Source organism: Akkermansiaceae bacterium (assembly GCA_017798145.1).
Classification (GTDB): Bacteria; Verrucomicrobiota; Verrucomicrobiia; order Verrucomicrobiales; family Akkermansiaceae; genus Luteolibacter.
In genome coordinates this window covers 3,214,717-3,228,614 of sequence record CP059069.1, presented here as the reverse complement: position 1 = coordinate 3,228,614, position 13,898 = coordinate 3,214,717, and the positions used below count along the sequence as shown (strand labels likewise).

The window sequence follows — 13,898 nt, the reverse complement described above, 5'->3', positions numbered from 1 at the left end:
ACCTTTCAACCGATCCGCAAACATCCCATGCACCTATCCAATCCAACCCGCCGCGCCTTCGTCCGCAATTTCGCCCTCGGAGCCGCCGGGCTGTGGATCCCCGGCGCATTCGCGGAAGCCCTTACCCAGACCCCGAGACAAGGTGAGGGGCCCTTCTACCCCGTCGATCTCCCGCTCGACACCGACAACGACCTCATCATCGTCAACGACGGGCTAAAGCCCTCCCTCGGCCAGGTCACCCACCTCAGCGGCCGCATCCTCGGCCCCTCGGGCGAGCCAATCCGCAACGCCCTCGTCGAAATCTGGCAGGTGGATCACCACGGCGTCTATCTCCACAAGGGCAGCAACGGCGCGGAGAAGCGAGATGCGAACTTCCAGGGCTTCGGGCGCTTCCTCACCGGCACCAGCGGCGAGTATTATTTCCGCACAGTCAAACCCGTCTCATATCCCGGCCGCACCCCGCACATCCATTTCGCGGTGAAAATGAAGGGTAGGGACAAATGGACCACCCAGCTCTACATCAAGGGCGAGCCGAAGAACGAGAAGGACGGCCTTCTCTCTAGAGTGAAAGACGCAAAACAGCGGGAATCCATCATCCGCGATTTCACACCCATTCCGGAAAGCAAGGCCGGCGAGCTGGCCGCGAAGTTCGACATTGTCATGGGCTTCACGCCGGGCGACATGTAAGCCTCCACTGTCATGACCAGAACACTCCGCCTCCTTCTCGCGCTCTCCGCCCTCTTCCCCGCAACCCTGCCCGCGCAGGAAACGGGGAAAGCGGAACCGACCAAGGTCGTCGTCATCCCCATCCGCGACCAGATCGCCCCGCCTGAACTCTACATCCTCCGCCGCGGCCTGAAGACTGCCATCGAGCAGGGAGCAAACACGGTGATCCTCGACATGGAGACCCCCGGCGGCCGCCTCGATGTCACCTTCGACATGCTCAAGGCCATCGACAAATTCCCCGGAAAAGTCATCACCTACGTCAACACAGAGGCCATCTCCGCCGGAGCGCTCATTTCGGCAGGAACCAGCGAAATCTATTTCGCCCCCACCGCGATCATCGGTGCGGCCGCTCCCGTCTCAGGAGCCGGGGCCGACATCGACGAGACGATGAAACAAAAGATCGTCTCCTACCTGAAAGCCCGCGTCCGCGCCATGTCCGGGGATGAGGAAAACCGCGCCAAGGCCATCTCCGCCATGATCGACGCGAACTACGAGCTGAAATTCGGCGATGAGATCATCAAACCGAAAAAGGAACTCCTCACCCTCACCGCCACCGAGGCCATGAAGGAATACGGCGACCCGCCAAGGCCCCTCCTCGCCGCCGGAATCGAGCCGAACCTCGACTCATTGCTGAACACGCTTTTCGGCGAGGGAAACCACTCGGTCACAAAACTGGAGGTCTCATGGTCGGAGCGGCTCGCCCAATACCTCACGGCATGGGCACCCCTGCTCCTCGCCGCCGGGCTCCTCCTCATCTACCTGGAGTTCAAGACCCCCGGCTTCGGCATTTTCGGCATCGGCGGGGGCATCATCCTCGCCATCGTCTTTTTCGGCCACTACGCCGCCGGTCTCTCCGGGCACGAGCCGGCCTTGTTCTTCTTCATCGGCTTCGCGCTCGTCCTCATCGACCTGTTTTTCATCCCCGGCTTCTTCATGCTCGCCATCCCAGGTGCCATCATGATGCTCGGCTCCCTTCTCTGGGGCATGTCGGACATCTGGCCGGACCAACCCATCGCATGGGACTCCGGTTTCCTCGTGAAACCCCTCACCAACCTCATCATCGGCACAGCCGGATCCATCGCGCTCTTCGCGGCGCTCCTGCGCTTCATGCCCAGCGGCGGCCTGTGGGGAAAAATGGTTCTCCAATCCGCCATCGGCGGCGAAACCACCCAATCCTCCGCCGCCCGCTCGGAGCCATCCCTCATCGGCGCCCAAGGCCATGCCATCACCGCACTATACCCCTCGGGACAGATTGAGATCGCAGGAAAACGTTACGACGCCCGCCTCGCCCTCGGCACCGCAGACCCCGGCACCGCCGTCCGGGTCATGGAAAAAACCGAGTTCGAGCTAAAGGTCGAGGTGATCGGCTGAGCAATTTCCTCCCTAGAGTCTGAGTTTTAAGTTTGAATCTTTATGACGCTCATCATCCTCCTCTTCACCCTCGGACTGCTCCTGCTCGCCGCGGAGGTGATGATCCCCGGCGGCATCCTCGGCATTGTCGGAGGGGTCTCGCTTTTCACCGGCTGCATCGTTTCCTTCGTCATACTCGGCCCCACGGAAGGGATGATCGCCATCGCCATCACGATCCTCGCCGCCATCACCCTTTTCTACGTCCAGTTCAAGATCCTCCCGAACACGAAGTTCGGTCGCCGCTTCTTCCTCGACGACGAGATTTCCGCAACCTCCTCGGCAATCGGCTCCGAGGCGCGGGATTTGATTGGCAAGGACGCGGAATCCATCACAGTGCTCTCGCCCAGCGGATATGTGATGGTCGGCGGGAAGCGCTACGAAGCCGTTTCCCAATCCGGCCAGATCCCGCAGGGCACCATCCTTGAGATCGTGTCCGTGAATTCATTCCAGCTCATCGTAAGAACCAGAACCTAAACCTCCCATGTTAGACCTCACCACCATCCTGCTCATCATCCTCGGCATCGTCGGCCTCATCGCCGCCTTCATAATCCTCTCATTCTTCAGCGTCTGGCTGCGCGCATGGCTGGCCGGGGCATACGTCGGCTTCTCGGATCTCATCGCCATGCGACTCCGCCAGGTGCCATACGGCCCCATCGTCGATAGCCGCATCACCGCCAAAAAGGCCGGAATCGAGATCGACATCAACGAAATCGAAGCCCACTACCTCGCCGGAGGAAACGTCCTCCCCACCATCCAGGCACTCATCGCCGCCATGAAAGCCGGCATCAACCTCAACTGGGATCGTGCCTGTGCCATCGACCTCGCAACCAAGGGTTCCGAAAAATCCGTCGTCGAGGCCGTCCGGACTTCCGTTGACCCGAAAGTCATCGACTGCCCCGCACCCTCCTCCGGCCGAACCACCATCGATGGCGTCTCCAAGGACGGGATCCAGGTCAAGGTCCGTGCCCGCGTCACCGTCCGCACCAACCTCGACCGCTTCGTCGGCGGCGCGAAGGAGGAAACCATTATCGCCCGCGTCGGCGAGGGCATCGTCACCACCATCGGCTCCGCCGAATCCTACAAGGTCGTCCTCGAAAGCCCCGACTCCATCTCCAAGGTCGTCCTCGCCCGCGGCCTCGATGTCGGCACCGCCTTCGAGATCCTCTCCATCGACATCGCGGACGTCGATGTCGGCGAGAACGTCGGCGCCCAGCTCCAGGAAGCCCAGGCCGAGGCGAACAAGAACATGGCCCAGGCCGAAGCCGAAATCCGCCGCGCCGCCGCCGTCGCCCTCGAGCAGGAAATGATCGCCCGCGTCGCGGAAATGAAAGCCAAGGTCGTCGAGGCCGAAGCCCAGGTCCCCCTCGCCCTCGCCGAAGCCTTCCGCTCCGGCAACCTCGGCGTCATGGACTACTACCGCATGGAAAACATCAAATCCGACACCGGGATGCGCGACTCCATATCCAAACAGCCGTAACTGCCCCCTCCCGGGGCAGGCCGTGAAAACCGCGTCCCGCGGTGCATCAAATCGCCCGGGGATTCCCTCGGGCGTTTTCTTTCCCCCGGTTTTGAAGTTTGAAGTTTGGGATTCAAAGATCCAGCCTGCCCGCGTGAGCAACTGCAAAACATTGGGGATCGGCTTGGCGGGCTTCGGCACCGTCGGCTCCGGCGTATGGAACACGATAGCAAAAAACGGCGATCTCATCTCCGACCGCACCGCCAAAGGCGTTTCCCTCCACATCACGAAAATCCTCGTCCGCGACCCCAACAAGACCCGCGCCACCACCTCCGCCGTCCCTGCGGAAATCCTCACCACCGACTGGCACGAACTCGTCAACGATCCCTCCGTGGACATCGTCGTGGAGCTGATCGGCGGCACCACCGACGCCTTCGAAATCGTCGCCTCCGCCCTCCTCGCGAAAAAACCAGTCGTTACCGGCAACAAGGCACTCCTCGCCGAGCGCGGGGTCGAGCTCTTCGCCATTTCCCGGAAAATGGAAACACCCATCTTCTTTGAGGCAGCCATCGCCGGGGGGATCCCCATCGTCAAAACCGTCCAGGATTCCTTCATCGGCAACCAGATTCACTCCTTCACCGGCATCATCAACGGCACCTCGAACTACATCCTCGAGCAGATGACCCTGCGCGGCATCGATTACCCGACCGCCCTCCAGGAAGCCCAGGATCTCGGCTACGCAGAGGCTGATCCCGCCCTCGACGTCAACGGCTGGGACGCCGCCCACAAGGCCATCCTCCTCGCCACCCTCGCCTACGGTTTCCCAATCGATCCCGCCAGCATCTACGTCACCGGTATCGAGCAAGTCCGCCCCACCGACATCCAGTTCGCGAAATCCCTCGGCTATGTCATCAAGCTTCTCGCCGTCGTCCGCGAACGCGATGGCGGCTCCGTCGAGCTCCGCGTCCAGCCATCCTTCATTTCCCAGAAACACATCCTCGCCTCCGTCAACGGGGTCTTCAACGCCGTCTCCGTCAACGCCGACGCCGCAGGCGAATCCCTCTTCTACGGCCGCGGAGCCGGACAAGGCCCCACCGCCTCCTCGGTCGTCGCCGACCTCGTCGAAGCCGCCCGCGACCTCGCCCACACCGCCCGCCACCGCGGTTTCCTCCCCTACCGGGAAACCGGCACCCTCGTCCCCATCGAGGAAACCAGCACCGCCTACTACGTCCGCTTCGACGTCACCGACCGCCCCGGCGTAGTCGCCGAGATCGCCACCGTCATCGCCAACCACAGGATCGGCATTTCCGGCACCCACTCCCCCGTCGATTCCTCCAACCCCGACGCCGAATTCGTCGACATGGTCTTCCTACTCCACTCCTGCCCCTTTGGAAAATTGACTGCAGCCCTCGCCGAAATCGAATCCCTCGACTGCGTAAACTCCCAACCCGTAGTCTTCCGCATCGAAAACCTCGGCTAGGAATCTTCTCTTCTCACTGATCACTTCTCACTCGGCACTTCCCACTCTCTCCCATGTCCTACCTAGTTACCATCGGCCTCGAAGTCCACGCCCAGGTCAACACCGACACCAAGATGTTCTGCGCCTGCCGCACCTCCTTCGGCGACGACCCGAACACGAACACCTGCCCCGTCTGCCTCGGCTACCCCGGCGCACTGCCCGTCCTCAACAAGCGCGCCATTGAGAAAACCCTCCTCACCGGCCTCGCCCTCGGCTGCTGCTCACCGGAATTTTCCCGCTGGGACCGGAAAAATTATTTCTATCCGGACATGCCGAAAAACTACCAGACCACCCAGATGGATTTTCCCCTCTGCCTCGGCGGCGGCGTTCCCCTCTTCGACGATTGCTACCCAACCGACGCGAGAAAAGACATCAAGACCCCGAACAAGGTCGTCCGCCTCAACCGCATCCACCTCGAAGAAGACGTCGCGAAATCCACCCACCTCGCCACCACCTCCCTCATCGACTTCAACCGCGCCGGAACCCCCCTCATGGAGATCGTCACCGAGCCGGATCTCGAATCCGCCGAGGAAGCCTTCGCCTACCTCCGCTCCCTGCAGATGGTTCTCCATTCCTGCAACACCTCCGACGCCGACCTCGAAAAAGGCAATCTCCGCTGCGACGTGAACATCTCCCTCCGCAAAAACGAATCCGATCCCCTCGGCGCGAAGGTTGAGCTGAAAAACCTCAATTCCTTCTCCGCCATCCGCCGCTCCATCCACCACGAGATCGCCCGCCAGACCGAGGAACTCGACGCCGGGCATCCCCAGATCCAATCCACCCGCCGCTGGAACGACGACCTCGGCGAGACCCAGCTCATGCGCACCAAGGAAGACGCCCACGACTACCGCTACTTCCCCTGCCCCGACCTCCTCCCCATCGCCACCGCTCCTCTGTTAGAAACCGTCCGCCCCCTCGTCCCCGAGCCGCGTTTGGAAAGAATCGCCCGCTACGAAAACGACTTCGGCCTCACCCCCTACGACGCCGCCGTCCTCACCGCCGACAGCCACCTCGCCAGCTATTTCGAAGCCACCGCAGACCCGGCCATCCCCGCCAAAAAGACCGCGAACTTCCTCATCAACAACCTCCTCGGCACCCTCAACGAGCAATCCATCACCATCGCCGATTGCCCCGTCCCCCCGGAGAAACTCCGCGACCTCCTCGTCCTAGTCGAAGACGGCACCCTCGCCCCGAACCAAGCCAAGGAAGTCTTCACCGCCCTCTTCGCCTCCCCGGAAAAAGCCCCGAAAGACATCGCCGACGACCTGGGCTTCAAACCCACCTCCGCCGGCGATCTCGAAGCCCTAGTCGACACCGCCATCGCCGAAAACCCCACCGAAGTCGAAGCCATCAAAGCCGGCAACGAAAAGCTCCTCAACTTCCTCACCGGAAAAGTCATGAAAGCCGCCCCCACCAAGCCCAACCCGAAACAGGTCACCGACCTGCTCCGGGCGAAGCTACTGTAGCGGCGATCTTCGGTCGCCGTCTTCCCACAGCAAAAACCCATGCCCGAAGACGATCAACCATCGATCGAAGAACCGATCACAGAGATCATTCGCAGCAAGAAGAATCCCGTCCAAGCCCAGGCCATCTCCAACCTCGGCCAGCTCTATTACCCACTCATGGACTTCAACGCGGAATACGGAAGTTTCCCCAGCGACGAAACCGCAGCCCTCGTCAGAGAAAAGCACCCATCAAAAACCAATCTCTCCGGCACCTCCTCCAACGCCCTCTTCCGCCAGCTCTTCGCCGCACAACTCTCTGATTCCGAGCAAATCTTCTACGCCAAGGTTGACGGAGCGAGAAAACCCGATGGCGATATCAGCCCCGGACATCTCTTGGAAAAAGGTGAGTGTGCCTTCGCCTACATCGCCAACATTTCACGGGACGATCATCCGGCCCTACCCATCGCCTTCGCCCCATTGATTCCCGGCACAAAGAAATTCGATCCCAAGCCCTTCGACAGAAAAGCCGTTGTCCTGCGATTGGATAGATCCGTCACCGTCCTGAACATCAACAGCAAAGGCGAAGCCCTCATCGGCGGCGGACTTCACCTCCTCGATCCTGAGAATGGCCTCTGGAAAGGCAAGATTCCCGACATCCGCTACCCGGAATAGAGGGGTCTCAGCGCACCACGACCTGCATGCGCACATCAGCAGCCGCGATGCCCCGCTGCGCGAAATCCCCGCGGTGGTCCGCCAGAGCCCTGTCTCCTTGGCGGATGGACAACCTTTCCGCAGGCACCCTTTCCAGGGGATCGGATACGGTGATCTCATAATTCAGCGAAATCCAACGGCGAATGCGGTAGCTGAGGAGAAAGTGGTTCCGCTCCAGCCTTGGCAAGAGCCGGTAGAAGCCTCCGATCGCGGAGTTCAGGCAGTTCCGGGAAAACTCCCTGCGCAGCTTCAGCAAGGTATCCCCTCCCCGTCCATGCGCCGTTCCGAAGGTGTCCGCAAGCTCCCTATCGATCCAGCCGATCAGCGGCGATAAGCTAGGGATGGCAAGATTCCCGGGTTGCTTCTCGGCAGGAGCTTGTTTTGTCGAAACCATCACCCCCTGAAAATGAACGGGCCTTCTTATTCCGTCAAATGCTATTGCGAATTATTCTCAATACGTCTACTATCTCCACATGGCGAAAACGATCTGCGATTGGTCAAAGAAGGAGCTGGAGGAACAACCCGAGCGCTTGTTTGCGATCATCCGCGACCCGAAGTTCTATTGCCGCAAGTGCGGACGTGTCGCGAACACGAAAAAAGCCCTCTGCAAGGCAAAGGGCTTTGAGGAAACCAAGTGAGGCGGGGTCGCGTTATTTCAGGTAACTGTTGAGGAACCAGACTGCTTTCTGATGCACACCGATGCGCCCGATGAGAAGATCCTCGGTTTCCGCATCGCCTGCCTCGGCTGCAACCTTGCGGGCTTTCACCGCGGCCTCGATGACCACCTCGTTCGCCATGAGGACGGATGAGACGAATTCCTTGGAAGACGCCGCCGCCGCGGAGGGCGCCTCGCTGACATTGGACATTTCCGCCAAGCGTTTCAGCCCGCCTTCCGAATACCTGCCGATTGCGCGTGTGCGCTCCGCAATGTCGTCGATCGCCACGAAGAGTTCTTCGTATTGCGCCTGGAACATCTGGTGCAGGGCGAGGAAATCCGTCCCTTCCACATTCCAGTGTGCGATGTGGAGCTGGCCGAGAAGCCCGTAGGAATCGGCAAGCACCTGGTTGAGGTTCGCGGCGATGGCATCCACCGAGGAGGGCTTGATGTTTTCGATAGCTTTTGTAGCACTCATAAGGTCGGCAAACTAATCGCAAAGCCCGTCACCGCAAGCCAAACCCGATTCACGGCAATGATTGGGCCGTGATTTTCCAACGCAGGAAGCATTTTCCCGAGGGTGGCCGCGGTGCCGTGGCGGTGATGAAACCGCCGGCGATCGTCACGGTGACATTTTCTGAAGACCAGCCGCCGTCGAGCGTCTCGGAGCATTGGGCTTCATAGACCGCGCCCGCCCTTGCCATGGCGAGAGGGCGGCGCAGCGCGACCGTGGAACCGCCGACGGGGGCAAGCACCTCCGTCGGATCCGGGGTGTTCGCGCGTGGATCGCTGAAAAAGGCGAACTCCACCCCGTTGCGCAAGCCGTCCCCATCGTCATCGTCTGCGAAACCTCCGGTGACACCCGGGTTTTCCGCCAACCACTGCTCGTAAGGGGTGGCGGGCACCACGGAAGACGCCACGATGCTTTTCAGCGGGCCGTCGGGGAACCAGCGATTTCCAAGCTTGGTCTGAAGGGCGAGCTGCCATTGCTCGCCAACCGCCATATCGCCGCCGCGCGTGGTGGAGTCCAGGGTGAAGCTCGCGGCCCCGGCGGGAAGATCGTTGGACATGCGGGGATCGAGGAGATCGCAGTTGGTCACCGTGATGTCGTCGATGAATACGCCAGTGGCACGGTTGGGAAAGATGTCTTCCGCGAAAACATAGCCGCTGCTGCTATTGATCGCGTAGAGCCGGAAGCGGAAGCTCAGGGGCGAGGCGGATAGCGGCAAGGGGTAGGAGACGCTTGTCGCGGCAGTCTGGGTGCTGGCATTGTCGTTGCCCGGAATGGTTTCCAGGGCCGTCCAGGTGGCTCCGCCGTTGTCGGACATTTCGATGGCGAAGCGGCTGTTCGTGCCGATGAAGCCGAGCTTGTATTTCAGGGAGAGTGCCGCACCCACCCTGGGCAGCATTTTCCGATCGATACGGAACGTCTGCTCGGGCACGCCGCGCACGGTGAGGTCGTATTCCGTGGGATGCGCCAGGCGGAAGGAACGTGCACCGGAGATCGGCTTGAAATTCGTATCCCCGGAGGCAACGGTGAACAGGAGCGGATAGGATGCTGCGGTGCCGTCCGTGATGAGGCTGGCCGTGGCTGCCTCCGCATTCTCCGTCCAGGTCGCCGGGATCTGCCGGTAGGTGTTGACCCGAAGTGCCTCCGCATGCGGGGGAGGGGTGAAGGTGTAGCTCGCCGGGAAACTTGGATTCGGCGAGTCCGTGCCTGCAAGGGATTGGTCGGAAGCCAGGATATCAGGGTTCACCATAGTCACCTGATAGCTGTGGCTTGCGGGGACGCCTGTGCCGGTGATCCCGGAGACGGTCACTTGGTAGGTCTTGTCCGCCGGGAACGATGTGGCGGCATCCGCAGCAGGCATTTGCCAGACAATGGTGGGGTCCCCCGCACCGCTTGAAACCGGCTGCTTCACGGCGGCTACCGTGGCACCGCCCACCACGGATACGGTCACTGTCGCTGCCGAGAAATTCGCCCCCTGGCGGGTGAGCGACCAGAATTTCGTATTCAGCGGCGAGGGGAAAAAGCCTGCGGGTGGATAGGCGGTGAAGGCGGCTGCCACGGTGGCGTTCTCATCCGGGTTCTGTATCACATAGAGCACGTTGGACGGGAGGATGCGGCTCGCACCGGAGTCGTCGAACCTGTTGAAACCAGGCACATCGCCGGTGGCGAAATTGGTGGAGGCGGCTCTCAGGATCCAGCGGCGGTGCGCGGCGATGGAGTTCTCGGTGCCCACTCCGGTGGCGGCGTTTTCCGTCACATATCCGGTGATGGCGTCAGGCCCATGGAAACCCTGCGTGATGTTTCCGTTGAACATGGCATTCCAGCGGGAAGCGTCCCATAGGATGGCATCGGTCGGCGGGTTGTGCGAATAGGCCGGGTTCGTCCTTGTCGTTGTGTTGTAATTGACCGCGATCATGTGTGCGGCGCGCTGCACCGCCAGGGCTTTGGTGGTGCTTGCGTCCGGCTTGTGCGCATCGCCGGGCTGGATGTTCACCAGGGAAGCGGTGTTGAGCGTGGCGTTTGCGGGGACGCCCGCCAGGGCGCGGTAAAAGTTCAGGCGCCGCTCCGTGTCCGCGATGAAAGCCGGGCTGATGGTCCCTTCCGAGCCGGGCGTGGTCGCATAGGAGCCTGTCCAGCCCATCCGGCCTTGGAAACCCTCGGACGCCTGGTAAACACCGTGCCAGAATGACAGGACATCGTTGCGGGATTGCCTGTCAACCGTGAGATTCCGGCTGGGTGCCGGGTAGGTGCCGGGGGTCCAGGCGATGGCTTTGCCGACAAGCAGCAATTGCATGCACAGCAATGCTTTCAAAAAGCCCGTATTCATGGCTTCGGATGCTACACAATGATTTGAATTTAACAACGTTTAGTTAAGTTCCTCCTCAGAATTTGGACTCCGAAATTGCGGCCAGCACCCTCGCCACCTCCAGCTCTCCCTGGCATCTCCCGTCCATGGAACATTTCGCGGAAAGGCAAGGCGCGCATTCCACATGACGCCTCACCACCAGGTGCCGCTTGCCCAGCGGCCGCTTCCAGGCCGCATCGTTCGGGCCGAAAAGGGTCACGCAGGTCGATCCCGCATGCGCCGCCAGATGGGGCAACGATCCATCGGCCGATATGACAAGCTGGTGCACCGCCAGCAGGGGCAACGCCGCCCCCAGCGGGGAGGCATGGAAAAACTCAACCTCCCCGCCCAACCTACCGGCCAGGATCTTCCCCAGCCCGCGCCCGCCGACAACCCCTGCCACGGTCACCCGTTTGCCCTGCTCCAACAAGGCCTCCGCAAGCTCCTGCCAGCGGTCAAGCGGCCACTCGTGGCTGGGGCCGTAGTCGGATCCCGGGCATAGCAGCACCGTGGCAGGTGCCGCAGGTATCCCCAGCGGTGCGGCCACGAAATACTCCGGCCTGTCCACTGAAACACCCATTTCCTCGCAGGACTTCATGTACATCCGCACCCGGTGCTCCGTGGCACCCTCTGCAAGCCCCAACGGATGCGTCAGCAGCTTCGCCAGCACCTTCCCCGCCGGACCCAGCCTGCGGGCAAGCTTCGCTTTCGCAAATGCCTTTGCGGCCACCCCACATTCCCAGACCACGGAAGCTTCCCAGCCCGCCCCGAATTTCCCCGCAAGCGCACCTGCCGAGGTTTTCCTGGAAAAATGGAATTGCGGAAGGCTGCACACAGTCTTCCAGAAATCCGCCTGTTCCTCCCGGCAGGCCATCCCACCCGCAAGCCCGGATTTCACCAGGGCACGCACCGCAGGCACCGCGAAACAAGCTTCATCCCAACGCTCCGGCATCCCGAGCAGCATTCCTTTCCCGCCGCCCATGGCCACCTATTTCCTCTTGCCTTTCTCATCGAGGTTCGCCGCCATGTCCTCCTCGGTCACGGTCGACTCCACCCCGCTTTCGGGAACCTCCATCTTGCAGATCCAAAGCATCGCATTGAGCACGATCTTGCGGAAATTGTCATCCGCCCAGTTGCGGTGGAAATGCCCGCCCGTGAAGCCCACACCGCGCCCTCCGTCACCGCGTTCCTTGCACCACATCATCGTCTCTTCCTCGCCCTTCCGCGCCTGGATGTGCGGATACGGCCCCTTGGGATGCACATAGGGACCGTCGCGCGTTTCGTCGCTCGGCGTCGCCACCAGCAGCGGGGTCACGCCCTTCATGCCCTCGGCGAAACGGATCGAGAAATACCACTCGTCCTCAATCCTGAACGGCTTGATCCCGCGCGCCACCGGATGCACCGGGAAGGATTTGTAATCCGCCTCCCAGATCGGGTTGCAGGAAAAGCCGTTCTCATAGGCCCCGCCTATCCATTCGCGGAACATCTCACCGCTTGGCCCTTCTTTCGGGCACTCCACGGCGAAGTGCATCATCATCATGCCGCCGCCACGGTCCACGAGCTTCTGGAGGAGCTCCCTGTGGTTGCCCTGCAGCGCGGGATGCCCTGCGCCGCCATCGGAATAGATCACCACCGCATCCGCCGTCTCCAGCACGCTGTCGTCGCGCACCCAGTGGTTGTTGTGAACCTCCACCTCCAGCCCCTTCGCCCCCGCGAGGCATTTCTTCAGCAACAGGCTGCCCGCATTGAACTCATGCATTCCCGGCGGATGGCTCGGCTTCCCGGCAATGATGACCAGCTTTTTCCCCGGGGCATCCTCCGCACTTGCCGGCAAAGCCGAGAACATCGCCAAAACCATCGGAAACAACCTGCGCGCACATGAAATTCTCATCACAACCAATCCATCACCTCCCGCCAGCCCCTTCAACCACCATTTCCGAAAAACCGGAACACAGAAGCACCATAACCAAACAGCCCCCGACCTTTGACCTTTGACCTTTGACCTTTGACCGATTACACCCCCCGCCATGCCCACCAGCACCACCCCAATCCTAATCGGCGGATCCATCGCCATCGACAACATCAAGACCCCCACCGCCGAAGGGAAAAACCTCCTCGGCGGCTCCGCATCCTTCACCGGCTTCGCCGCATCCTACTTCACCTCGCCCGTCCACCTCGTCGGCATCATTGGCAAGGACTTCCCCCAGGAGCACCTCGATCTCTTCGCATCCAAAGGCATCTCCGCAGATGGCCTGGAGCGCTCCGAGGGCGACACCTTCTCATGGACGGGCTCCTACCATGAGAACATGAACGACCGCGACACCCTTGCCGTCGCCGTCAACGTCCTCGAGGATTGGACCCCGAAAGTCCCCGCCGGGGCCGCCGCCGCTCCCATCGTCGTCCTCGCCAACATGCATCCGCTCAACCAGCTCCAGATGATGGATCAGCTCACCGCCGAAAAGCCCTTCATCGCCGCCGACACGATGGATCTCTGGATCACCATCGCAAACGACGACCTTCACAAGGTGCTCCAGAAGATCGACCTCCTCGTCATCAACGAATCCGAAGCCCGTGATTTCTGCAAAACCTCCAATCTCATCGTCGCCGGCCAACGCCTCCTGGCAAAGGGCCCCCGGAATGTGATCATCAAGCTCGGCGAATTCGGAGCCATCCTGTTCTCGCTCCACCCCGAGGGAGCCCCGCCAACCGAGTTCACCCTCCTGGATGGCAACTTCGACCTGTTCCGCTGCGCTGCATTTCCCCTCACCGAAGTCGCCGATCCCACAGGCGCCGGCGACTCGTTCCTCGGCGCCCTTGCAGGACACCTAGCCTCCACAGGGAAATCCGAGTTCTCCTTCGATGATATCCGCCAGGCCATCGTTTACGGCTCGGTCGTCGCCTCCTTCACCTGCGAGGCCTTCTCCGCAAACCGCCTCGCCCACCTCACCCGCGGGGAGATCGAAGCACGCCTTTCCCTGCTGAAATCCCTGACCCACTGGCCGTAGGCCCGGTTTCCCGCCGCCCGCAAACCCGCCCCAGCACCAAGGGGGGCTACCCGCCAACCCGGGATCAAATGCCATCGCAAGTTGCCGGAAAAACAGGCAACAGGACAGGCCTCCAT

Annotated in this window: 14 protein-coding genes; 9 read left to right on the top strand and 5 right to left on the bottom strand. The window is 61.5% G+C overall.

Features of this window, described 5'->3' with window-relative positions; genetic code table 11:
• Positions 1 to 27 precede the first annotated feature (27 nt).
• From HZ994_13770 to HZ994_13740, 7 genes are all read left to right on the top strand, one after another.
• Positions 28 to 687, top strand: coding sequence for an intradiol ring-cleavage dioxygenase (locus tag HZ994_13770; protein QTN33335.1), 660 nt, complete (start codon positions 28 to 30; stop codon positions 685 to 687).
• 12 nt (positions 688 to 699) lie between these two features.
• Positions 700 to 2,097, top strand: coding sequence for a hypothetical protein (locus tag HZ994_13765; GenBank protein QTN33334.1), 1,398 nt, complete (start codon positions 700 to 702; stop codon positions 2,095 to 2,097).
• Between the two features lie 42 nt (positions 2,098 to 2,139).
• Positions 2,140 to 2,610 carry an NfeD family protein gene (locus HZ994_13760; protein ID QTN33333.1) on the top strand — a complete coding sequence of 157 codons (471 nt, stop codon included), beginning with the start codon at positions 2,140 to 2,142 and terminating at the stop codon, positions 2,608 to 2,610.
• 7 nt (positions 2,611 to 2,617) lie between these two features.
• A complete protein-coding gene (gene floA, locus HZ994_13755; protein ID QTN33332.1) occupies positions 2,618 to 3,613 on the top strand; it encodes a flotillin-like protein FloA in 996 nt (331 codons plus the stop codon).
• 133 nt (positions 3,614 to 3,746) lie between these two features.
• The gene (locus tag HZ994_13750; GenBank protein QTN33331.1) at positions 3,747 to 5,072 is read left to right on the top strand and encodes a homoserine dehydrogenase; all 1,326 of its coding nucleotides are present in this window, start codon (positions 3,747 to 3,749) and stop codon (positions 5,070 to 5,072) included.
• Positions 5,073 to 5,125: 53 nt separating this feature from the next.
• The gene (gene gatB / locus HZ994_13745) at positions 5,126 to 6,577 is read left to right on the top strand and encodes an Asp-tRNA(Asn)/Glu-tRNA(Gln) amidotransferase subunit GatB (protein QTN33330.1); all 1,452 of its coding nucleotides are present in this window, start codon (positions 5,126 to 5,128) and stop codon (positions 6,575 to 6,577) included.
• A 39-nt stretch (positions 6,578 to 6,616) separates the two neighbouring features.
• On the top strand, positions 6,617 to 7,228 hold the full coding sequence (locus HZ994_13740) for a hypothetical protein (GenBank protein ID QTN33329.1): 612 nt from the start codon (positions 6,617 to 6,619) through the stop codon (positions 7,226 to 7,228).
• Positions 7,229 to 7,235: 7 nt separating this feature from the next.
• On the opposite strand, the gene HZ994_13735 is transcribed toward HZ994_13740, so the two are convergent.
• Positions 7,236 to 7,661, bottom strand: a complete 426-nt coding sequence (locus tag HZ994_13735; protein QTN33328.1) for a hypothetical protein — start codon at positions 7,659 to 7,661, stop codon at positions 7,236 to 7,238.
• A gap of 79 nt (positions 7,662 to 7,740) precedes the next feature.
• Here HZ994_13735 and HZ994_13730 point away from each other — a divergent pair, with 79 nt between their 5' ends.
• Positions 7,741 to 7,905 (top strand): hypothetical protein, encoded by a 165-nt coding sequence (locus tag HZ994_13730; GenBank protein ID QTN33327.1) that lies wholly within the window; start codon positions 7,741 to 7,743, stop codon positions 7,903 to 7,905.
• A gap of 12 nt (positions 7,906 to 7,917) precedes the next feature.
• On the opposite strand, the gene HZ994_13725 is transcribed toward HZ994_13730, so the two are convergent.
• From HZ994_13725 to HZ994_13710, 4 genes are read right to left on the bottom strand one after another with little or no spacing between them, the layout of a single operon-like run.
• The gene (locus HZ994_13725; GenBank protein QTN33326.1) at positions 7,918 to 8,400 is read right to left on the bottom strand and encodes a DNA starvation/stationary phase protection protein; all 483 of its coding nucleotides are present in this window, start codon (positions 8,398 to 8,400) and stop codon (positions 7,918 to 7,920) included.
• A 49-nt stretch (positions 8,401 to 8,449) separates the two neighbouring features.
• Positions 8,450 to 10,759 (bottom strand): hypothetical protein, encoded by a 2,310-nt coding sequence (locus HZ994_13720; protein ID QTN33325.1) that lies wholly within the window; start codon positions 10,757 to 10,759, stop codon positions 8,450 to 8,452.
• Positions 10,760 to 10,814: 55 nt separating this feature from the next.
• Entirely contained in the window at positions 10,815 to 11,759 is a 945-nt protein-coding gene (locus tag HZ994_13715) for a hypothetical protein (GenBank protein ID QTN33324.1), read from the bottom strand.
• A gap of 6 nt (positions 11,760 to 11,765) precedes the next feature.
• The gene (locus HZ994_13710) at positions 11,766 to 12,668 is read right to left on the bottom strand and encodes a ThuA domain-containing protein (GenBank protein ID QTN33323.1); all 903 of its coding nucleotides are present in this window, start codon (positions 12,666 to 12,668) and stop codon (positions 11,766 to 11,768) included.
• Positions 12,669 to 12,804: 136 nt separating this feature from the next.
• Here HZ994_13710 and HZ994_13705 point away from each other — a divergent pair, with 136 nt between their 5' ends.
• Positions 12,805 to 13,782, top strand: coding sequence for a carbohydrate kinase (locus HZ994_13705; protein ID QTN33322.1), 978 nt, complete (start codon positions 12,805 to 12,807; stop codon positions 13,780 to 13,782).
• The last annotated feature ends 116 nt before the right edge of the window (positions 13,783 to 13,898 follow it).